Raw genomic sequence first — 20,537 nt, forward strand, 5'->3', positions numbered from 1 at the left:
GTTACAGCCCTCCCGTTTGAAGCTCATAAATGTTCTCTCTTGCAATAGCGGCAAGCGCCGTGCGGTCCTTAACCGCGATGCTGGAGCGTTTTCGTTCAATCAGGCCGTCCTCCGCAAACTGCAGCAAGACACGGTTCAAATGTCTGTAGCTTGTGCCGATCAGGTTGGCCGCATCATGCAGCGCTCCAGCTTCCAGTCTTGCGGTCGGTTGACCGCTTTCTTCGGCCCCGTCATAACAGACCGAGAGCAAATAACTTGCCAGCCTGACCTCAACGGGGTAAAGCAAATTAAAGCTAAGCGAGTTGTTTTTCATTTTAAACTTGCGCGTAATAATCTCCAGCAGAAACCGGAGAAATCCCGGCTGCTCCAGGCCATATAGATCAAGATGCCGATACGAGAAACGGATCATGGTCACGGGCGAAACAACTTCAACCGTATTCATCAGCTCCATTCCACGCTGAACATATTCAATATCCCCTATGACCTCAAGCGGATTAAGGAAGGACAAGATGAGCGACTTGCCGTCCGGCATTGTCGTAAACACTTTGATTTTGCCTTCAACTAACAGCAAAAGCTCATCGGGCATTTCACCCTGAATGGCGATTTTGTCTCCTGCTCCGCAATTCACAAGCTTTGCGGATGCTATCAGCTGCGCTGGAAACATAGCTTCAACCCCGAATTTTTGCAAATAGGACGAGACGAGCTCCCGTTCTCCGCCTGCCCCCATAGCACGTCCTCCTTTCTTTATAACGACAGCAGTATAACTCCGGCAACCATCATCGCCATTCCCGCCACCTGAGCCGGACCCATCTTCGTTTTGGGCACACCAAGCCAGCCTTTCCATTCGATCAGGAATGTCAATCCTAGCTGGCCGAGCAACGTCAGTGAAGTCGCGAGCGTAACCCCAACATGCTGAATAGCCGTTACTGTTCCAAATATAATAATCGCTGCAAAGGCGCCTCCGATGCCGTATATCGGCTTGATCTCCAGCAACCTGCGGGGCTTGAGATCCTTCATCAGCAAGGCAAGCAGCACTGCGCCGATAAAACCGGTCAGCTGCGTCAGCGCCGCGGCTTGCCAAGTTCCGATCGCCCCGCTTATGCTCGTGTTCGCCACACCCTGCAGCGTAATGAAAAATCCGGCGGCTAAAGCCGCTAATAGGCCTTTCATTTAGCCAGCTCCATTCTGTCTGTTTGCGAAACCAATCTCTAGTTTAACTTTAATCGCAAACAGACAAAAGAGAAAAGGACATATGTCCTTTTCTCTCAAACTTAGCGTTGAGCTTTGACGGGTTCATGCAAATTAAGGCTTGCGCCGGTAACGGAACGTTTGTCGGAGGCCAGCTGCTGCGGTGTTCCAGCGGCTACGAGCTCTCCACCGGCGTCGCCGCCGCCTGGACCGAGATCTAACACCCAATCCGCCGCGGCAATCAGCTCGGTATTATGCTCCACCATAATGACCGTATTGCCGGCATCAACAAGACGGCTGAGCAGCAAATGCAGCTTCTCTACATCCAGCGGATGCAGACCGCTCGAAGGCTCATCAAGCAGATACAGCGTATGGCCTTTCGCGGGAGCGCTCAGCTCCTTCGCCAGCTTGAGCCGCTGCCCTTCTCCGCCAGACAGCGTTGTGACGGATTGGCCCCATTGCAGATAGCCTAATCCTACCTCCGACAGAAGCTGCAGCAGCTTTGTCATCTTTTTATTGTTTGCCAGAAGCGGCTGGCTTTCTTCCAGGCTAAGCTCCAGAAAATCGGAGATGGAGCGGCCCTCGTATTTAACCTCCAGCACTTCCGGCTTAAATCTTTTCCCCTTACACTCCGGACAAGTAATTTGCAAATGGGACAAAAAGTGCATATCAACCATGACGACTCCAAGCCCTTCGCAGCGATCGCAGCGTCCTCCCGGCGTGTTAAACGAAAAATGCTTTTCCGCAAGCTTGCGGCTTTTCGCTTCAGGCAATGCGGCATAGGCTTTGCGCAGCAGCGCGAACAAATCCATATAGGTGGATACGCTTGAGCGCTGCATGCGCGACAGCGGGCTTTGATCAACGGTAATCAAGCTGTCAATCCGCTCCATTCCGCTAATATTTCCGCAGCCCTCCAGGCCTCGAAATGAGCTCTGACCCGGCACCGCTGAGGCCAGCAAATCGAATACAAGCGTTGATTTGCCGGAACCGGACACACCTGCTACCGCTGTCAGGCAGCCGAGCGGAAAAGTGGCCGTGATTTGTTGCAGATTATGGCGGCTGGCTTCATGAACGGTAATCCATCCATTTTGCGGTGCACGTCTGCTGGAAAGCATTCCTGGAGGATTTCGGAAATAACTGCCGGTTACGGAGCTATCCTGCCCGATCAGCTCTTGAAGCGAGCCTTGGCCGACAATATTGCCGCCAAATCGGCCGGCTGCAGGTCCGATATCAATAATATGGTCCGCTTCCTGCATCACTGTAACATCATGTTCAATCAGCAGCACCGTATTCCCCAGATCGCGCAGCTCCTTCATGACCTGTACAAGACCGGCCGTATCTTTGGCATGCAGCCCCGTGGTCGGTTCGTCCAATAAGTAGAGCACGCCGGTCAGCCCTGATCCAAGAATCGTTGCGAGACGCAGCCGCTGCGCCTCTCCGCCGGACAGCGTCAGCGATTGGCGGTCCAGCATCAAATAGCCAAGCCCCACATCCTCGATCCGGCGAACCTTCACTTTCATATCCTGCAGCACCGATGCTAGCAGCTCGTCGTCGTCGCTAATTGCCTCCGCATAGGGCTGCTCCAGCCATGCAGCCAGCTCCCCAAGCGACATTCGCGTCAGCTCTGGAAGTCTTCGGCCGTATGCGGTTATCGAGCGGCTAATTTCATTGAGCCTTTCACCGCCGCAATCGGTGCATGGACGGCTGCGAAACAACGCCGCTTCGCCGGATTGGCCGCCCTTCTCTTTGTAGCGTTGCCACATTCCGGTCAACACGCCCTTGAACCGTCCTCTGCCGACCGATTTCGGAAGCGGCTTATCTGGATAATGGCGGGCAAATTCGGGACTCTCCACTCCGTACAGCAGCAGATCCCATTCCGCTTCGCTCCATTCGCCAACCGGGATGGTTGTGTTCATCGGCAGCCCGTAATACTTGCCTGCCGCTTCCAACATGGCTGCGTTGTAGTCCGCAAACGATTCAAACCAGAACACGACCGCGCCTCCGCGAATGCTTTTGCTGCGGTCGAATACCGCCTCCACATCGATGTCCACGACGCTGCCCAGACCGCTACAGCTTTCGCAGGCTCCGGACGGAGTGTTGTAGGAATAGTCCGCCTTGCCGAGCGAACGATGGAGCTCGCCGCAGGCTGGACAGGCGATTTCCGCAGCTCCGTTCTCAGCAGAAGCCGGCATAGCGGAGCCGCAAGCCCGGCAGTCGCGAATCCCCTTCTTCTCAAATACAAGCCGGAGATATGTTTGCAGATCCGTTGCGGTGCCGACGGTTGATCGTGGATTGCGGTTGGCCGCATGCTGGCCAACTGCAATAGCCGGGGAAAGTCCGGTGATGGACGTTACCTTTGGTTTGGGAATCGATTCACCGGACTGGCCGCTTGACTCCAGATACTGGCGCTGACATTCACGCTGCAAAATATCAAGCGCTAACGTTGATTTACCGGAACCGGAAGGCCCTGTCACAACAATCAGCTGATGCTTCGGAATGTCTACATCGATGTTTTTCAGATTATTTTCCCTGGCTCCGCGAATACGAATCGTATCAATCATAATTTAATTCCTCCTCAAGGCTTCTCAGCCTGAATCTTTAAATTAACGGCTGGCAGCTGGATTTCCATTATTCACTCTTAACTTTACTACATTAATGCAAATGCAAAGCTTTAATGAAATAATTGCTTTATTATAGGCAGGGTTAGACCAGAACCTTATCATGGAGGTTCAAGTTTTTACATAAAGATTTGAACCTCTCTAGCAGTATCTGCTATCGTTAAGACAGCTATAGGAAGGGAAGAAACGGAACTATGAGCGAAGTCTACCGTCCAATCGATATAGCCCGTCAGCTCGGCCTCAGCACTAGCGCTCTTCGCCATTACGAGTCCTGGGGCGTCGTGCCGCTCCCGTCGCGCTCCGCCAGCGGGTACCGGCAGTATACAAATGAGCATTTGGCGTGGTTCCGCTGTTTGCGGGCGTTGAATGACGGCTTTGGGATGAAAATAGCCTGCGATACGCTGATTTTGCTGCAAACGGGGAAAGCCGAGGAAGCGATGTGGCTGGTGAATGAGCAGCAGGCCAAACTTCATCAGGATAAAGCGGCAGCCGACCGGACGCGGCAGCTGCTCATGCAGCTGGAGACGGATGAGCTGGATGGAGTCAAGCTGAAACCGTATATGTCCATTGGCGAAGCGGCAGAGCTGGCGGGCGTCGCTCCATCCGCGATCCGGCACTGGGAAAAAGAAGGGCTCATTCAACCCGTCCGCAGCCCGGACAACGGCTATCGCCGTTACACCCCTCTACAGCTTCGCCAGATTCTGCTCATTCGAACGCTGCGGACGACGATATTTTTTCTCGATGGTATGAAAGAAATTGTGCAATTGATGGGGACGCGTGGCGTTGAGCATGCAATCAAGGGAACGGAGCACGCGCTGGAAACGATCGGGGCCAGAATCAAAAGGCAGTTTGTCGGCATTCATGAGCTGGTGCTGCTCTGCCGGGAATTGAAGCTTATGTAGTCAGAGCCACAGCGGAAAGCCGCAGCCATGGGGAAATCCTCCAAACGGGACATCTTTCCTCTATCGCTTTGTCACGGATAAGGCGCATTGCGGATAGTAACGGAATTGTTACCGATATCTGCGAGAATTGGCCCTGATTTATACGGAATTGTAATGGTCCTTATATCCTGACCCGGTGGATGTACGCTCATCTCGATTTGAATATCTGCAGTTAGATCCGATGGTACTACGGTTTCAGCTCTATACGTGACGTATCCTGTATAAGTTGTATAATACTTAAATTTCACTTGGAAATTATGCGATTTTCCGGGCCGGATGATGTGAGTCGCAGGAAAAGGAGATTCAAAGTCTCCGCTTAAAGAAATGGAATAGAATTCAAAATTTGTTGTTCGGTTATTAATATTGAATCCTAAACTTTGAAAAGGCGTCAAGTTATTATCCGGTTGATTTTCTTCTTCCTTACACCCGCTAATGAGCTGCGTCACGATGACCAATAAAATAAATAGGACTAATAGAATGGCTAAGCCTGAGCTGTTTTTGTCCCTTTTTAAAGCAGGTTCATTCATAATGATCGTTCTCCTCACAGCATGATTTGATTCTGAGATTAACTTAGAGACATGTGGGCAACTATCAAGTCTCAGGTATAAAATTTCGGACATAGACATAGGTGTTTCCATTATCCAGCGTAAAATCAGAACCTACCTTGCTAACAATTGTCGTTGAAGGCACATGCGTGTTTAATCTCATCTTGATCTCAAAAGATCCAATAACTTCTCTGAATCTCGTAACCACGTTGTAAGTTGCAAAGGCTTCCGTAATATAAAAATAATCTCTTTTTACCTGGAAGGAGTAGGTGCTTTCAGGCCCAATTTCGTGCGGAGCTGGCGGGGGAGATTCGAAGTCTCCATATAAATTTGTTGAAACTAAAGTAAAACTGGGGTAATTTGCTTGGTTAATAATATCAAATCTGCGGCTGGCCTGTGGTGCAATGTTCGTGTTTCCTTCTCCTGAACTTTTACCAAAAACACTCGTTACGATGACTAATAAAATAAACAGCACTAAAATAAAACCTGGCCTCAATCTAACTTCCTCCTTGAATTAATTAGTTGATATATTCATATTATGAGGATTTGGCAGAATGGTGCAGGCTTCACCTTATAGCACAAACCAATTTGAGATTACGAAATCATCCACCTGTACAAATCGAAAAGCACTTCCGGTTAGCCGGAAGTGCTTTCTGTGCTCCAAATGGGTTTCGCCTAGTCCCATACAAGGCAGTTGATTGAAGTTACTTTGATTAACCAAAACAGCGCTCATACTGTGTTCGCGAGCCTAAACCATAGACCCGTATTTCAGATAACTTAACCACCTCTAAAAGATCATTTCTGGTTGCCATTCTAATAATCATCATAGAAAGTCGCTACCAATCCAGCGTTATTCAACATTTGTTATGGAAATAATTTTCCATATACTTTCTGAATTTAAACGCAGCTTTACTTTATTGATTTCAATCCTTTCTTTATCATTTCTGTCCACATAGACTAATTTGACTTCTGTAGTACCTACTCCATTCTTCTCGTTTAAAATTGTAAATTCAATTTTTTGTAGCGATACAAGATCGTACTTCCTATGCTGTTGACTCATATTCGCATAGTAATCAATAATACTGCCTTCTTTGAGATCCCAATCTAGAAGCTCTTGGGACTCCTCCATCTGTCCTTGGAATATTAATTCGTAATATTGATATACAGTATCTTCAAGTGACATTTGCTTGTTCTCACATCCCATTAATATTGTGACAAGGAAAATAGCTATCCAATTTAAATATTTCATATTAACCCTCAGTAGATCCTGATTTTTTTGTTAATACTACCAAATCCTTGCTACCAAGGCTATGGATTACGAGTTACAGAAATCCGATGGATTTATAAAAAAAAAAAAGCGTATCCGGTTCGCCGGATACGCTTTTTAAGAGGTACCATCAACCAAGCAACAGAGTCTCAGCCGTATTCCCCCCCTCCACCGGAAAGCCTTCACGCCGCCAGTACTCGATTCCGCCAAGCATTTCCTTCACTTGAAAGCCTAGCTCCGCCAGCCGCAAGGCTGCCTTTGCCCCGCCATTACAAGCGGGACTCCAGCAATATACTACGATGAGCCGGTCTTTTGGCCAGTCTGCCGTAGACTCCTCGCTGATTTCTCGATAGGGGAGGTTTTGCGCTCCTGATGCATGGCAAGCCACGTAAACATTCCTCGCTCGAACATCAAGCAGCAGAAAGTCTGCCCTTCCGTTTTTTTGATCGTGACGGACATCGGATGGATCTGTTTCCATTGATAGCTTCGCCAAATAATGAGCCTTAATCGCTTCGGGGGCGGCGGCAGGCGTTTCAAACACAAGAGAGTACGGCGTGGTCATCGTGCATTCTCCTTTGTCTGAGCTGCCGATCCAGCAGCTCGCTCATTCGTCGTTTGTTCTGGAGAAAGCATATCATGGGCGGCGAAATAGCCGTTATCGAGCGGATTCGATACCAACTATCGAAAAAACCGATTATACGCCGAACGCTTCCAAAAAGCTTCGAAATCCCGGCGACATCCATTTTTTACGGCTGTAAATAAGCTGAATGACAAACTGGAACGATTCATCCTTCAGCCTGACAGCCGCCAGTGTGCCTTCACGCTGCTCGCGCTGCACAGCAAGTCCAGGCAGAAGCGCAATGCCTAGCCCGTGCTGGACGCATTGTTTAATGGCTTCGACACTGCCCAGCTCGCAGGAAATACGGGCCTCCGTGCCGGTTTCCTTCAACCGCCGAAGCAGCTGCCCCCGATACGTGCAGCCGTGTTCGGTCAATACAAGCGACTCGCCGGCAAGCTCCGTTACGGCAGCAGAGCGCTGGCGGGCCAGCCGGTGATCCGGCGGACAGACGATGACGAGGGTTTCCTCGCGCAGCGCTGCAGCCGAAAGCTCGGGATCAAGCAGCAGCGGATCAAGAATAAACGCTGCATCAAGCATTCCGGATTTTACTCCGCGAATAAGCTCCGGTTCGTTTCCGGGCTGAAGCGTAATGTATGCTTGGGGCTGACCCGCACGGTACGCCTGCATATAGGGCGGCAAATAATAGGACGCGAGCGTTTCAATGGAACCGATCGTTAAACTGCCGCCGGAGGCCGAGGCGACAGCTTCAAGTGATTCGCTGTACAACCGCAGTATCTCATTGGCGTACTCCAATAGCTTCTCGCCAGCGGCTGTCAGCCCCATCGCTCTTCCCCGCCGCTCCAGAAGCACGGCTCGATATGTCTCCTCCAGCTTCTGAATTTGAGCTGTAACGCTTGATTGGGCATATCCCAGCTGCTCAGCAGCTTTTGTATAACTTCCGCAGACCGCCACCTCCCGGAAGCTGCGCAGACAGGTTAACTCCATGCCTCTCCCCCCCTCATAAGACAATCCGCCCGGATACCTCGTCGGCGTCCGGGCGGAAAGTAATCTTATTCTGCAAATTCCACGTTGTGGTAAACCTGCTGAACGTCCTCGAGGTCCTCCAGCGTGTCGATAATTTTCTCGAATTGAGTCTGCGCGTCTGCAGGCAGCGTCACGTCGTTCTGTGCCAGCATCGTCAGCTCAGCAACAGTGAACTCGGTAATGCCGGCAGCCTTCAGCGCTTCCTGAACGGCGTGGAACTGATCCGGCTCCGCGTAAACGAGCACATCCTCGTCTTCCTCGACGATATCGCGAACTCCTACGTCCGCTTCCAGCATCAGCTCCATAATTTCATCCAGCGATTTGCCGGTGACGCCAAATACAGCGGTAGCGTCGAACATGTAAGCAACAGAGCCGTTTACGCCCATGTTGCCGCCGTTTTTGCTGAATGCGGCGCGGACTGCGGATGCGGTGCGGTTAACGTTATTCGTCAGCGCATCGACGATTACCATGGAGCCGTTCGGGCCAAAGCCCTCGTACCGCAGCTCCTCGTAAATTTCGTCGGAGCTTCCCTTTGCCTTTTCAATGGCGCGGTCGATAATTGCCTTTGGCACATTGTACGTTTTGGCCCGCTCCAGCACGACCTTAAGCGCGCGGTTGGATTCCGGGTCCGGCTCGCCTTTACGCGCGGCTACGTAAATTTCCAGACCGAACTTGGCGTAAATACGGCTTGTATTGGCGTCCTTGGACGCTTTCTTTTCTTTGATATTATTCCATTTGCGACCCATATTGAACCCGCTTTCCGGTTAAAGTTTTCCTGTCTATTATAACGAGATCGCTGCTGTCAGGACAAGCCTGCTCTCAAACCTTGCTGCCCTAAATGCCTCACATTTCGATAAAATACCAAAAGTCCAGCCCCGAAGGGCCGGACTCATCATGATGGTACAGTAAAAGGGGCTGTCGAAATAGCCGTATTGCGGTCCCGACATAAAAACGGGATTACTTGTTTTTCTTTTTGGCAGGGTTAGCTTTTGCAGATGCCTTGGCCCGATTTTGCGCTACTCGGTATTCAACAATTCTGCGGATTAAATCCATCGGAAGAGCTGTGCCTATCGGAAATTGCAGCGTCCCTTTTGCTTTGTGGTACGGTTCCAGTTCTTCCTTGAAGGCTTCGATTCCGCTTGGTGCCGGATAAAAACCGATATGGTTTTTAAACGCAGCGAAATGCACCAGATTTCCGTACAGCTCAAAGGTTGGCATCCCGTAGCTGATCTTTTCCTTTGCGTCCGGCACCGTTTCCCGAATGAGGCCGCGGATGGATTGAAGAATTTCCTGAATACCAGGCTCAAACTGAGAGATGTATTCATCGATTGATCCCTTAGCGGTTTTGGATTGTGTCATGCGGACGGCTCTCCTTTGCACTCGCAATTATTTACCCAGATTATACAACAAAAACAAGCCGACTCCTATTTGGGAATCGGCTTGCCCGTTGCAAAGCTGCATTGTAAACCATTGCACTAAATCTAGCCCTTTACCGCTCCCGCAATTCCCTCCACGAAATATCGCTGCAGCGCGATAAACACAATCATTACCGGCAAAAGCGCGATGGAAGCGGCAGCCGTCAGTCCGGTATAATCCGATTGATATTGCCCGATGAAGGAGAACATGCCTACGCTGAGCGTGCGCAAATCCGGCGTATTGAGCGTGAAGATAAGCGGCGTCAGGAAGGAGTTCCACGTCCACATGAACTGCATCAGTATCGTGGTCGCAATGATCGGCGTGGAGAGCGGCAGCATAATTCGGAAAAAGGTTCGCAGAAAACCCGCTCCGTCGATTTCCGCCGATTCCTCCAGTTCACCCGGCATGCCTTTGAAATGGGCGGTGAACAGCAGAATAAACAGAATTTGCGCGCCGCCCGCCTCCGCCAAAATAACGCCCGGCATCGAGTTCAGCAGTCCCAGCTGCTTGATTAGCATATAGATCGGGATGATCGTGTAGCCTTTGGGAATAAAGATCGTTGAAGTGATGATGAACAGAAACAGCGTTCTGCCTTTAAAATTAACGCGTCCCAGCGCATACCCGCATAAAGCGCTGGTAACAACAACAATGGCCACAACCGCAACGGTCAGCACGATGGAATTGTTGAAATACGTGGAGAAATTGGCAACCTCCCAAGCGCGCTTGTAATTGCTCCATTGGATCGCATCCGGTATCAGATCAAGCCCGCCGCCGAGATACTCCCTGTTGCTCTTGAACGAGGAGGAAAGCATCCACACAAAAGGGAAAATCCAGATGATGCCAAACAGAATGAGCAGCGCATGCGTAGAAAGCCGGGTTATTCTGCTGTTCATCGTCATTTCCCTCCTTTGGCGTTTGCGGTTTTGACGATCCAGCCGAGCAGCAGTGATACGGCGAAGATCGATAGGCCGAAAAAGATTCCCGCTGCAGACGCATAGCCAATGGACGGAATTCCGGCAAATGCCGTGGTGTAAATATAGAGATCAACCGTCTGCGTAGCTATGCCGGGACCTCCGTCCGTCATGACCTTGACGAGATCAAAGGCATGCAGGCCGTCCACGACGGACAGCATCAAAATAACGGCACCAACCGGCATGATGAGCGGAATCGTAATATACCATAACGTCTGCCTGCGATTGGCTCCGTCAATCATGGCCGCTTCATACACTTCGTTCGGAATGGATTGCAGTCCTGCGAGGAAATACACGAGCTTGATGCCAAGCCATTTCCAGGAGCTGATCAACGCAATGGTGAACAGCGCATAGTCCATGCTGGACAGCCAAGGAACCGGTTTTTCAATGAGGTTGAGCATCATCAGCGCTTCGTTAAATACTCCGTTTCTCTGGCCGAAGATATAACGCATGACAGCGGCCACTACGGCAGACGAGGTTACAACCGGCAGAAAATACGTTGTGCGGTAAAGCACCTTCAGTCTCAGCTTGGGACTGTTCAGCACTAACGCCAGCAGCAGAGCAGCGGGAAGCTGCGTAACAACGGTCGTAAGCATGAACAGGAAGCTGTTTTTGTACGCATTCCAGAAAATATGGTCCGACATCAGCTCGCCGTAATATTTCAATCCGACGAAATTTTCGCGCGGTCCGATGCCGTTCCATTCATACATGGAATAGACGTAGCTCATGACGATGGGATAAGCGACAAAAGCCATAAACATAATCGTTTGAGGCAAAATAAACACGTAGGCCCAAAGCTTCTTTTGTGTTTCGCGCTTTAATAACCTGCTGTAAGTTCGATCCGTTTGCGATGCTGTGTTTACTGCTCTGGACATAGGATCCAACCCTCCACACATTTAAGATGGTCTAGTGGGAGCCATCCCGCTTTATTTCAATTCTTCGTATTTCTTCATGCTGTAATCTTCCGAGATGTTCCAGTTGGCGAACTTCCAGTTGTCCTTGCTCGAGCCCTCCACCTTGTTCAGCGCAGCCTCGAACTGCTCTTGCGTCATTTTTCCATACTGGTCAAACGCTTTAGCCAAATCGTAGCTGTCGCTGCTCATATACTGCTGAATCATTTTGCCCAGCGACTCCTTGATCGGCTGCGATCTAATGTCCGTCATGACCTGCGCCTCGGCGCTGTTGCGGACAAGCGGTGAAGGCTGCAGACGTACCGTGTCGTTTACGAGCTTGATATAATCCTTGAACTGCGGCGAAATGTTCAGGTTAGCGTCGTTGTTAACGCTGGCGATCGGCGACAGGTTTTGCTGGTTTTTAACTAACAGCGGGTAGTATTCTTTCGTAAAATGGTCCAGCAGCTTTTTGACGGCTTCTTTGTTCTCGGTTTTGCTGGACAGGTAAAACGGGTTCGGCGATCCTCCCCATGTTCCGGCTACGACTGGATTGCTTTTGGCTGGAAGCGCGGCAACGCCGAAGTCAAGATCCGGATAATCGTTCAGGAATGTCCGCAGGAACCAATATCCCGTCATCGTGAAGGCCGCGTTGCCTTCTCCGAATTGGGCGGCTGCGGTTGGCGGGTCCATGAGCAGGTAATCGGGCAGCATTAATTCGTCGTCGATAAAACGTTTGATAAAGGCATTCGACTCTACCAGCGCGTCTTTATCAAATAGGCTGCCGTCCTTGAAGTTAAAGAAAAAGCGCTCGCCGTTAAGCACAAACGTATTGTCATAACTGACGCTCGTCGCCAGGAGCTGGCTTAATACGTTGTTGAACCAATCGGCCTTCATCGGCTGTGCGAGACCAAAGGATTTGCCCTCCGTATGCTCCTGAATGGTTTTAGCCTGCGCGTAAAGCTCATTCCATGTTTTGGGCGGCGCTTCAGGATCAAGTCCGGCGTCCTTCATCAGTTTTTTATTGTAGTAGAGAATGATGCGCGGATCTTTAAAGGAGGAATCCGGGAAGCCGTACGGCTGGCCGTCAATGGAAGTGACGCCCTCCCACCAGGTTCCCTCATCAAATTGTTTGGTGAATGCCTCATCAACCGGGAGCGGCTGAATGAGGTTGTTCTCTTTCAGCTGGTACATATTCATCTGATCGAAAGGCTGGAACAAATCCGGCAGTTCTCCGCCGTTAACAGCCGCCTGCATGGCCGGATTGTACTGGTCCGGATTGAAGCTTACAATTTCCACGTTAATGTCCGGGTTCGCTTTGTTAAAGCTGTCTACAGCCTCTTGAAAATACGGAAGGTTGTCCCATGTCCGAATCCACATCGTCAGCTTAGTCGTTTTGACGGCTTCTTCCTTACCTGCATTGTTGACCGGCTCCTCGCCGGAGCCGCTGCTGCAAGCAGGTAAAAGCATTGAAGCGGCAAGCAGGCTTGCCAGAGCTAGACGTTTCTTTTTCATCTTTTTGTCCCCCCAGATATGCGTTCATGTTGCTTGAAGTAAGTATAATACGTAAGCGCATTCATCGATAACGAGGAGAAGTTTGCATCAGGTGGGGGATTATTAACATTATTATCGTTTAGGGATTTTGACCGTAATCGTCGTCCCCTGATCCAACACGCTCTCCATTGTGATGACATCGTGATGCGGATAAGCAAGTCCAAGCCGGCGGATGACATTGTACAACCCGGACAGCCTTTTTCCAGAGCGCTCTGTTTCATTCGCTTCTTGGCTTGCGGCAAAACTTTTCAGCTCCTCCAATCTGGACTCGCTCATGCCCACCCCGTCATCGCTCAGCACAATTCGGATATGCTCCTCTTCTTCTTTGATCGACAAGGTGATGCATCCCCCGCCCAGCTTCGGCTCCAGCCCGTGAAAGTAAGCATTTTCAACCAGCGGCTGAAGCGTCAGTCGAATGATCTGATGCTGCATCACTCTCGGACTTGCCTCCAGCTGAAAAGTAATTCGGCTGCCGTAACGGATCGTTTGAATCTGGACAAAGGCGTTCACATGGGAAAGCTCGTCCGACAGAGGCACAAAATAACCGCGGCCTTCCACGGAGTAACGGAGCATATGCGATAAATGCTTGACGGCTTGTTTGATGCCCCCGGTCCGCTCCATATCGGCCATGCTGTCAATGGAGGACAACGTGTTATACAAAAAATGCGGGTTAATTTGCGCCTGAAGCTGCGACATTTCGGCATCCCGCTGGCGCAGCAATGTCTCCTGCCGTTTCATCTCCGTAGCCTGCTGATCGATTTTCAGCTGCTGCGCGGCAATTTCCGCCTCCTGCTGCCGCAGCTTTGAGACAAACAGTTCATCAGTCAGATGTTTGAGACGTTCCACGGCCAAATTGTACTGATCCACAATAAACTTCAATTCTGCAGGCACCTCGGACAAAATCCGGGTCGTGAAGTCGCCCTGCCCCATTTTGATCAGGCGCTGGTTTAGCAAATAGATCGGCTTCAAAATGGATGAGATCAGCATCGCCGTGCATAAGAGAATAGCAATAAACGTTCCCAGACTTAACCAAATAAGCGTATTACGGATGGCATATACAGATAGATAGATTTCGCTTTTGGGCACGATGCCGACCAGATTCCAGCCCGTTAAACTGGAGCGGTTGTACGAAACGAGCGAATCAACGCCATTTAGCTGCAGCTCGCGAAACCCGCTTTCCTCCCCGTCAACCAGAGATAATAACGCATGGTCTACCTCGTCTTTTTGTGGCGCTGACTGATAAATGACCTTTCCTGCTTGGCTTAAAACCATCAGCTCGCCCTTATCCATGTTTTGAAAAAAGCGATAAAAATAACCTGCATCCAAATCGAGCCTGATTACGCCTAAAAATTCCTTGCTGGCCGTATCGTATACCGGCTTGTCGATCGAAAAAACCAATTTGTCTCCCACGTATTCCTGTGGATGCGGTCCGGAGATGATGAACTTTTTCCCCCGCTGTGCTTGATAGAAAAAACCCTGCTCCGTAAACGGATAATCTCGCTGCACAATACCCTGCACGTATTCATAAAGCACGCCGCCCTTCGCCGGGATGACAAAAAGCCCCCGGATGCCCTGCTGCCAGCTGAATAAAGATTGGATTTGACTGGAGGCGTTCATATATTCCACCGGATTGTCACGCCATGTGTCGGGGTCAAGCGATAATAAATATTTCAGATTGTAGTTCAGTTCAAGCGTAGTCATGGAGTTATAGCTTTGCTGAACCATATTGTCAATCCGTTCGCGCATTTGCTCGGAAACGCTCATGAAGGAGCCATGAATCTGTTGCTCCATCTCCTTTGCATAGGTAAAATAGCCATACATGTTCGTCGCTGCCAACGGGATGGCAACGAGCAGTATCGTCGTCGCGATCATTTTGGCGGTAATGGATTTAACCGAAAATACCGAAAGCAGATTGCGGAGGATAAACCAGTTCATAGAGCCATTTTTAAATTTCACAGCTGATCATCCTTCAACGATGAGATTTGCAATAACGATAAGTCTGTTGAAAAATTACCCGCATGCCAAAGATCGGCTCGATCCTTGGCTTTGCTCCTTTTTTCCAGCTGACTTTTAAAGGAGTCTGGTTCAATGAAAATAATGATTGTTGAAGATGAGCCGCTGTTCCGCGAAAGCCTCAAACGCAAACTTGCCGCCATTCCTGAAGCGACTGTAGTCGCCGAAATGGAAAATGGCATCGAAGCCGAAATGGCGCTGGAAGCAACCGAACCGGACTTGATTTTATGCGACATCCGTATGCCTGGAATGGACGGACTGACTTTTTTAGAGCAAATCCATAAAGATCACGGGCAAAAATACCTCTTTGTTTTCATATCCGGCTTCTCTGACTTTGAGTACGCCCGCAAAGCGCTGCGCTGGGGTGCATTTGACTATTTGACCAAGCCGCTTGATGATGCAGAGCTGCATGCATGCATCGCAAAGGTTCGCGAGCATATGAGCAACAGAGAGGACAGCCCGCCCCCAGAGCCGGAAGAAACAGTGGTCTCTCCGCTCCCCGCTGTAACTGCCGTGCAGCTGTGCATTCAGTGGGTCGCCGATAACCTGGAGCATGCCACGCTTGACCGGGCAGCCGAGATTGCTGGCATGCATCCGGCCTCGTTTAGCCGCAAATTCCGTACGGAAACCGGAGTTACGTTTATAAGCTTCATGACCGAAAAACGCATGGAGCAAGCGAAGCTGCTGTTGAAAAATCCACTGCTTAAAATACATGAAATCGGCCTAAGAGTAGGCTATTTGGATCATCGGCATTTTTCGGAAACGTTTAAACGGCATGTCGGCTGTACGCCGACGGAGTACAGAGGCCAGTAACGCCTGTCCATATTGTCCATACATCCTCTAAACCGGGATTAATTGTAGCACATCAAATCTAGCTGCCTCTATTAATTTTCAGCCGCAAAAAAAACCAGCTGCCTGAACCAAACTCGACTAGCAAGGATGGTGTCAGATTTAAACGATGGAAATGGACAATTTGCTAAAAGCCGCGACTAGAGCAGAATTAAGGGATTGGCTGCTGACGAACAGCAGCACGGAGAAAAGCTGTTGGGTCATCGTTAGCATGAAGCCAACCCCCGAACAAATGTTATATTTGGATGCGGTCGAAGAGGCATTATGCTTTGGCTGGATCGATGGAGTTAAAAAGAAAATTTCGGAGAATGAGCTCGCTCAGAGACTTTCGCCCCGAACTAAAAAAAGCTCATGGACGGAATTGAACAAAGAACGTGTCCGCCGCCTTGAAAAGCTGGGCTTAATGAGAGAGGCTGGAAGAAAAGTACTTCCCGATATGGGTCCTGATTCATTTAAAATCAATCCGTTAATCGAACAGAAGCTCAAAGAAGACCAGCAGGTGCATGACAATTTCCTGGGCTTTCCCGAGCTTTATCGCAGAATCCGCATCGACAACATCCAAAGCTTTAAAAATCAACCGGAGCTGTTTCAAAGAAGACTGGATAAATTCATAACAAACACACGGGAAAACAATATGTATGGCCAATGGCATGATGGCGGGCGGCTTCTGGACGAATAAGATGATTTACCGACCGCGTTCCAAAAAGGCTTCGATCTGTTGTTTGTGGTGTTCGTCATGGTGAATAAATATGTCAATAAAACTATTGAATGAGTGCTTTTGATCATCAATCGTAAAGCTTGTTGAATCATCATATTTTTCATTCAGCAACTCAAGAAGGCGCTTTCGGGTGGAAATAAAATCATCAACAAGTTCATCTAAAGATCGATAGGACTTAGCGCTCGCCGCTGCCTGACGATTGTGATTGTTCTCATTATTTAAATGGTTTTCTCCTAGCTCACTCAATAAAATAAGGCTGGCCCAAGTCACCTATGACTTGTTGGCCAGCCCATTCCATATTACGCTTAACAGCGCACGTATTTGCGTTTAAAGCCAATTTGCCCTTTTTCGACCGCTTTTTGAATATTGCCGCTTGGATTCAGGAAGCTGCTTTTTTTACCTCTTTTTACTTCCACTTGACCGATCGCTTCAGCCGTTTCTACTGCCCGTTCATGAAGCGGAGTATAGGATACTCCAACGGTATAAATAAAGTTGCTCATGGAAAGCTTAGTCCGATCCGGCATATCTTGAATCGTTTTTGTTACCAAATTAAGCATCCCGTCCAGCTTGCTCTCGGAGAATTCATGATCCGGACGGTTACCAAGCAGCCAGCAGTAACAACTCCAGCCCGCCGACATTTTCAGCTCATCGCCGCTTGCGATCCATGCATCGGAAACCTCTTGAGCGATGTCAGTTTCCGCCAGAGTTACGGAAACGATAAAATCGGAAATCATATAAAAGTAAGCCCCGTTCATCCACCGATCAAAATCAGCGTGAGTCATCGCTTTCGGGTCTGCAATAACGCCTGCAAAGTACATCGCGTCATAGTTTCCAGTTGCAAAAAGCTCCTCGGCCAATGGCTGATTCAGCTTGATCTGCTTGGCAAGAGGTTTCATCGCACCGGTCGCCACGCCAAACAGCGGCTCATGCGCTCCGTTGGACATATACATTTTTTTGGTTCTTTCTTTGCCGAGAGCTTCTAACTCCTGCATTACCATTTCAGCGTTCATGAAGTCCCTCCGCCCATAGTCTAATTTCAGCCGATTTGATGTGACATGGCAATTGTTCGTAATTCCCCAACTGCTGAATAATCGGAAAAAGTTCCTCCAGCGAAGTCTTGTCCAACTTGCCTATTGTAGAGTACTTTATCATATCTTTCGCCGTTATTCCTGAAAAAGCTTTGGCAAAATGATTGGTCGGAAGTACGGCTGTAATGCCAATTGCGTAGTTAGCCGCCGAGAACGGCGTGTATTCACCAATTAAAATTTCTCCTGCGTTCCTCACTCTATTTAAGACTAATTTCTCTGAATCATTATCGCATACGACCATCAAGTGTTCAGGAGCCAGCCAGTTAACGAACTCACAAGCTGCATCTAAATCAGATACAATTATTATCGCTCCCTTGCCTTTGGCTCCAAAGACTTGCTGCAAATTTTGCCTACGCTTTTCTTTAACTTCCCCGATGCAGTTCCAAATTAATGATTCCACCTTAAATGCAAAATCAACCGAGGCAGTAACGAGAACTGTTGACGAATCGGGACCATGTTCGGCTTCATTGATAAGATCATAGGCGATTGTTAACGGATCGGCTGTCTCGTCGGCAATGATGGCGGACTCCGACGGACCGATTCCTAGTACGCTCTTTTTCCCATAGGTCATGGCTATGCTCATTGCCGCTGCAATCCCGCCAGGTCCGGGGCCGTAAATACCATCCACTTCTGGAATAGAAGCTGTTCCCTGCGCAAATCCTGCAATGACGGACACGCCGTTGCCAATTACGAATTGATCCGCCCCAGCCAGCTTCGCCGCCGCAACTGTTCCGGGATCTCCAAAACCATCTGGTAATGGAGGCATGCCAACGACAATTTTGCGGACTCCTGCTATTTGGGCCGCAGTAACTAGCATAATGGCCGTTGAAATCAGCGGCCCTTTGCGAGCCGGAATCCATATTCCTACCGAGTCCAATGGAGTAACTTTTTCGCCGATTAATGTACCTGGTCGAATCTCTTTTTCCCACGATTTTGGCAGCATCTCCGCATTAACTTTCTGCACATTGCGTATGGCCTGATCAATGGCGGAACGTAAGGCTGGATTTAATCCCGCTATGCAGCTCGCGATATAATTATCATCAAGTTTCATTTCTTGCAGAGCAACTCCATCATACTGTCTAGTCATCTTTCTGACCCCTTCATCTCCAAGCTTGGCAATTTCGTCAAAAATGGTCAAAACTCCGTTCAGCACATCTCTGTTGAATAACGTTTTGTGAGTTTTGAAGCGGTCAGCCAGAAGATTTTGCTGCTCCGGAATTTGAAAAATAATAGTTGAATTATGCATCACATTCTACCTCCAATTTGAAATAAACAAAAAGAGCCATTCGGGATAAAAAATACCCGCATGGCTCTTCTAACTAAGCCCGCAGGTACAACGCCGATAGGCGTTTGTACCTGCGGAATATGCCGCAATACAAACGCCTAACTGTGATGATGGATATAGGATTTTGATAGAATTTTCAGTGGGCTCATAATAACTCCTCCTATACCAAGCTTGCGCCTATTATAGACGGAAAATTATGGTTTGGGAAGCAGCATTAGTTCAACAGATGATTTTCTTCAAATACACCGTGAGCTTATAATTGGAGTCCGGCTCTATTTTCTCCGCTTCATACGCTTCTTTTGGCTCAACGTTTATCATTCTATCCAGTTGAGCCTTATCTACATATTGGGATAGAACTTCGTTCATATCAGTAGCCTTATTCAACGCGCATCCAAAAGGCAGTTCTAGCCCATCGAAATAAGAAATGATGGAAACCCTTAAGGCAGGAATTTGATAATCGCCCCAAAAGTAAAAAAGAAAGGATTTTCCTTGATAATACTTGCTCAAATAGTCGGTCCATGAAACTTCAATATAGCTCATAATCCGCTGCAACTCGATTACATTAATCCGTCCCGTGGAAATCAGCTTGTTTAACTTTTGAATCGTAAAAAAATTGTAACGAGCCTCGGACATCCGCTGATTCTGGTCGTTAGAAAATAATAAGTCCGGTTGCTCTGCAATCTTCACTAGTTCTTGATACACTTTTGTTGATCTGCTTCTTAAAAACTCAATCATTAAATTCCCTTCCTTCATCAAAAAAATGCATAGAGTCCCTTTTCAAAATACTCGAATTCCTCATTAGAAATGATATTGCCGCCATAACCGTCAAAAAAAGCGCGGTGGTCATTGGCCGACTGAAAAACATTAGGCTTTGGCCGAATAGCTAAGGCTACATCATAACGGGGATCTCCGTACGCTCCACCGCTCCAATCGATTACGCCTGATATTTTTCCATGATGGACGAGCACATTATCAATCGTAAAGTCGCCATGAATTAACGTTTGTTCAACGATTCGAGGCTTACTCTGTTTTAACTGGTAGAGTGTTTCTTGAGTACCATCGACTGAATAATGCTTAAAGTTATACTCGGCTTGACTAAGCATAGAATCGATCCATGTTTCTTCATGTTTCAGCTCAACCGGACACTGCGTTGAATGCAATTCTCTTAAGGTTTTGCCAAAGTTGAAAATAATATTGTATCTAACGGTTGCGTTATTTTCATATGTTAAAGCCTTGCGAATTGTCTCCCCTTGCAGAAACTGCATGAATAGCCAAGCTTGGGTTCCTGACTCTACATCCTCATGCTGAATGAACTGGTACATTTTAGGAATAACAAGATTTGTTCGAGACAAACCTTCTAACACGAAGGCTTCTTTTTTTAACCATTCCGAATATTGTTCACCCCGAGTTCTCTTTAAAACAAAGCGGCCTTTATGGGAATTTACGATTCCAACATTTGAGGTATGTCCTTGCCGCGGAAACGTAATCTCTTTAATTTCACCGATGGTTGTATGCAGTTCAGCAGGAATTTCGGTGCGAATAATGGGGTCGTTATTATGTATTCTGCTCACCTCTTAACCTCGATATGGTT

The 20,537-nt window shown here is 48.7% G+C and carries 22 protein-coding genes; 3 read left to right on the forward strand and 19 right to left on the reverse strand.

Going from position 1 to position 20,537, the window contains the following annotated elements:
* Position 1: 1 nt before the first annotated feature.
* The 3 genes from M3223_RS00155 to M3223_RS00165 all read right to left on the reverse strand — a co-directional run bounded on the left by M3223_RS00155 (position 2) and on the right by M3223_RS00165 (position 3,749).
* Positions 2-727, reverse strand: coding sequence for a Crp/Fnr family transcriptional regulator (locus M3223_RS00155; RefSeq protein ID WP_251557762.1), 726 nt, complete (start codon positions 725-727; stop codon positions 2-4).
* A 17-nt stretch (positions 728-744) separates the two neighbouring features.
* Positions 745-1,170 carry a DMT family transporter gene (locus M3223_RS00160; protein ID WP_251557764.1) on the reverse strand — a complete coding sequence of 142 codons (426 nt, stop codon included), beginning with the start codon at positions 1,168-1,170 and terminating at the stop codon, positions 745-747.
* A 101-nt stretch (positions 1,171-1,271) separates the two neighbouring features.
* Positions 1,272-3,749 (reverse strand): excinuclease ABC subunit UvrA, encoded by a 2,478-nt coding sequence (locus tag M3223_RS00165; protein WP_251557766.1) that lies wholly within the window; start codon positions 3,747-3,749, stop codon positions 1,272-1,274.
* A gap of 251 nt (positions 3,750-4,000) precedes the next feature.
* Between M3223_RS00165 and M3223_RS00170 the strand changes: the two genes are divergently transcribed.
* Positions 4,001-4,708 (forward strand): MerR family transcriptional regulator, encoded by a 708-nt coding sequence (locus M3223_RS00170; protein ID WP_251557768.1) that lies wholly within the window; start codon positions 4,001-4,003, stop codon positions 4,706-4,708.
* A gap of 71 nt (positions 4,709-4,779) precedes the next feature.
* On the opposite strand, the gene M3223_RS00175 is transcribed toward M3223_RS00170, so the two are convergent.
* The 11 genes from M3223_RS00175 to M3223_RS00225 form a co-directional block, all read right to left on the reverse strand.
* Positions 4,780-5,274 (reverse strand): hypothetical protein, encoded by a 495-nt coding sequence (locus M3223_RS00175; RefSeq protein WP_251557770.1) that lies wholly within the window; start codon positions 5,272-5,274, stop codon positions 4,780-4,782.
* Between the two features lie 64 nt (positions 5,275-5,338).
* Positions 5,339-5,788, reverse strand: a complete 450-nt coding sequence (locus M3223_RS00180; protein WP_251557771.1) for a hypothetical protein — start codon at positions 5,786-5,788, stop codon at positions 5,339-5,341.
* Positions 5,789-6,142: 354 nt separating this feature from the next.
* Positions 6,143-6,541, reverse strand: a complete 399-nt coding sequence (locus tag M3223_RS00185) for a hypothetical protein (RefSeq protein WP_251557774.1) — start codon at positions 6,539-6,541, stop codon at positions 6,143-6,145.
* 148 nt (positions 6,542-6,689) lie between these two features.
* Entirely contained in the window at positions 6,690-7,121 is a 432-nt protein-coding gene (locus tag M3223_RS00190; protein WP_251557775.1) for a rhodanese-like domain-containing protein, read from the reverse strand.
* Positions 7,122-7,253: 132 nt separating this feature from the next.
* The gene (locus tag M3223_RS00195) at positions 7,254-8,123 is read right to left on the reverse strand and encodes a LysR family transcriptional regulator (RefSeq protein ID WP_251557777.1); all 870 of its coding nucleotides are present in this window, start codon (positions 8,121-8,123) and stop codon (positions 7,254-7,256) included.
* 65 nt (positions 8,124-8,188) lie between these two features.
* The gene (locus M3223_RS00200) at positions 8,189-8,908 is read right to left on the reverse strand and encodes a YebC/PmpR family DNA-binding transcriptional regulator (protein ID WP_251557779.1); all 720 of its coding nucleotides are present in this window, start codon (positions 8,906-8,908) and stop codon (positions 8,189-8,191) included.
* Between the two features lie 211 nt (positions 8,909-9,119).
* Positions 9,120-9,521 carry an iron chaperone gene (locus M3223_RS00205; protein WP_251557781.1) on the reverse strand — a complete coding sequence of 134 codons (402 nt, stop codon included), beginning with the start codon at positions 9,519-9,521 and terminating at the stop codon, positions 9,120-9,122.
* A gap of 122 nt (positions 9,522-9,643) precedes the next feature.
* Positions 9,644-10,471, reverse strand: a complete 828-nt coding sequence (locus tag M3223_RS00210) for a carbohydrate ABC transporter permease (RefSeq protein WP_251557783.1) — start codon at positions 10,469-10,471, stop codon at positions 9,644-9,646.
* Positions 10,472-10,473: 2 nt separating this feature from the next.
* Complete coding sequence (locus M3223_RS00215) at positions 10,474-11,424, reverse strand: carbohydrate ABC transporter permease (RefSeq protein WP_251557785.1); 951 nt, start codon at positions 11,422-11,424, stop codon at positions 10,474-10,476.
* 51 nt (positions 11,425-11,475) lie between these two features.
* Positions 11,476-12,954: an ABC transporter substrate-binding protein gene (locus tag M3223_RS00220; protein WP_251557787.1), complete on the reverse strand. Its 1,479-nt coding sequence runs from the start codon at positions 12,952-12,954 to the stop codon at positions 11,476-11,478.
* 111 nt (positions 12,955-13,065) lie between these two features.
* Entirely contained in the window at positions 13,066-14,949 is a 1,884-nt protein-coding gene (locus M3223_RS00225) for a sensor histidine kinase (RefSeq protein ID WP_251557789.1), read from the reverse strand.
* A gap of 132 nt (positions 14,950-15,081) precedes the next feature.
* Between M3223_RS00225 and M3223_RS00230 the strand changes: the two genes are divergently transcribed.
* Both M3223_RS00230 and M3223_RS00235 read left to right on the forward strand, forming a co-directional pair.
* Complete coding sequence (locus M3223_RS00230; RefSeq protein ID WP_251557791.1) at positions 15,082-15,819, forward strand: response regulator transcription factor; 738 nt, start codon at positions 15,082-15,084, stop codon at positions 15,817-15,819.
* A 202-nt stretch (positions 15,820-16,021) separates the two neighbouring features.
* A complete protein-coding gene (locus M3223_RS00235; protein WP_251559747.1) occupies positions 16,022-16,534 on the forward strand; it encodes a YdeI/OmpD-associated family protein in 513 nt (170 codons plus the stop codon).
* 6 nt (positions 16,535-16,540) lie between these two features.
* Here M3223_RS00235 and M3223_RS00240 read toward each other — a convergent pair whose 3' ends face one another.
* The 5 genes from M3223_RS00240 to M3223_RS00260 all read right to left on the reverse strand — a co-directional run bounded on the left by M3223_RS00240 (position 16,541) and on the right by M3223_RS00260 (position 20,517).
* Positions 16,541-16,843 carry a hypothetical protein gene (locus tag M3223_RS00240; RefSeq protein ID WP_251557793.1) on the reverse strand — a complete coding sequence of 101 codons (303 nt, stop codon included), beginning with the start codon at positions 16,841-16,843 and terminating at the stop codon, positions 16,541-16,543.
* 35 nt (positions 16,844-16,878) lie between these two features.
* Positions 16,879-17,583 carry a DNA alkylation repair protein gene (locus tag M3223_RS00245; RefSeq protein WP_251557795.1) on the reverse strand — a complete coding sequence of 235 codons (705 nt, stop codon included), beginning with the start codon at positions 17,581-17,583 and terminating at the stop codon, positions 16,879-16,881.
* Positions 17,573-18,907, reverse strand: a complete 1,335-nt coding sequence (gene hisD, locus M3223_RS00250; RefSeq protein ID WP_251557797.1) for a histidinol dehydrogenase — start codon at positions 18,905-18,907, stop codon at positions 17,573-17,575. The genes M3223_RS00245 and hisD overlap by 11 nt, the downstream gene beginning before the upstream one ends.
* Positions 18,908-19,165: 258 nt before the next feature.
* Positions 19,166-19,681 carry a hypothetical protein gene (locus M3223_RS00255; protein ID WP_251557799.1) on the reverse strand — a complete coding sequence of 172 codons (516 nt, stop codon included), beginning with the start codon at positions 19,679-19,681 and terminating at the stop codon, positions 19,166-19,168.
* A gap of 17 nt (positions 19,682-19,698) precedes the next feature.
* A complete protein-coding gene (locus tag M3223_RS00260; protein ID WP_353057654.1) occupies positions 19,699-20,517 on the reverse strand; it encodes a phosphotransferase family protein in 819 nt (272 codons plus the stop codon).
* Positions 20,518-20,537: the final 20 nt, after the last annotated feature.

The sequence above is a fragment of the Paenibacillus pasadenensis genome (assembly GCF_023715725.1).
In the GTDB taxonomy this organism is placed as follows: Bacteria; Bacillota; Bacilli; order Paenibacillales; family Paenibacillaceae; genus Paenibacillus_O; species Paenibacillus_O pasadenensis_A.